Here is a 1,058-nt window from a genome sequence, read left to right as displayed (position 1 = left end):
GAAAATGCGGCGATATCCGTGCCATCTGGCGCTCGCTCAGCAGTAACAAATCACCCATCACGACCTCCTCCTTCAATGGAGACCGCGCATCACATTTCAAACCAAATTAATAGGTCCTGACCCTAGCGATATGGGAAACTATTATTCATTTTATTAATAATAAATAAGAAAATTCTGCGCATATCCGCTAACATCGCATGTCGAACAGATAAAAATAACAGTCAATTATCCTATACATAAGAAAAATATACTGACCTTGAGAACGTCAGCGACCGCGGCGGGATTCACCTCAATCGCCGTGTCGTTTCGAGACTTTCGAGCAACTGTGACCATGATCGCCTTCTCCGGCTAAATCACACCCCAAGCTCGGTAGCGCCCCCTCCCCGTCATTTCCCGAACGTCAAGTTCAGCAACCAGGTTGAGGGCGCCTCGCGGCGTGATTTTCGCCTTAGCGATCATGGCGGCCGACACGATCGGTCGCGACAAGACCAGCTCGATCACGGCTGGAAGCCGCCATCGCGTCTCTGATTGTCGCCCCGTCACGCGAGCCGCTGCCCACAATTGGGCATTCTCTGAAATGTGTCCGCATCGCGCCACATACCCCCGCCCCACGGCGCGATGCGGACACCTTGCTGACCAAGCAAGCGCGTTACGAATAACCGACCCGCCCCAGATGCATGTGGCGAACAGACTGGAATAGTTTGGTGTCCGGTTGTTCATGCAGAATTTGCAGCTTACGATTGAAGAGTAGAGCCCCTGCGGCAGGCCCTGACGCCCCCCTGCCAGCTCCTTCCTCTGGAGGCGGCAGGAAGATGGCGATGACCGCACTATGTGGCTACTGAGGGGCGGGAATCTGAATGCATTTTACAAATAGGGGTGCTGGCGCCCCTATTTATTTGCTTCCAAACGGCGTTTTCTACCAGTCACCTTTGGGAGGAACCAAATAATGATTTTAAGGAAGCTCAGTTTCCCTGCCGCCATTCTTCTCGGATCGCTTCTGATGGGTGCCAGTCCCACTCTCGCCGAAGCCGTTCTGCACCGTGGCAATAGCGCGGAAC

At 53.6% G+C, this 1,058-nt stretch carries 1 pseudogene; it reads right to left on the bottom strand.

What is annotated here, in order from left to right:
* Positions 1–348: 348 nt before the first annotated feature.
* A pseudogene (locus DUT91_RS27130) lies at positions 349–513 on the bottom strand (helix-turn-helix domain-containing protein); the annotation flags it as partial.
* Positions 514–1,058 lie beyond the last annotated feature (545 nt).

Origin of the sequence: Paramesorhizobium salinisoli, from assembly GCF_003335045.1 — a bacterium.
GTDB classification, from domain to species: domain Bacteria; phylum Pseudomonadota; class Alphaproteobacteria; order Rhizobiales; family Rhizobiaceae; genus Paramesorhizobium; species Paramesorhizobium salinisoli.
The sequence above is the reverse complement of the archived record's forward strand: the minus strand, read 5'-3'. Positions and strand labels throughout refer to the sequence as shown.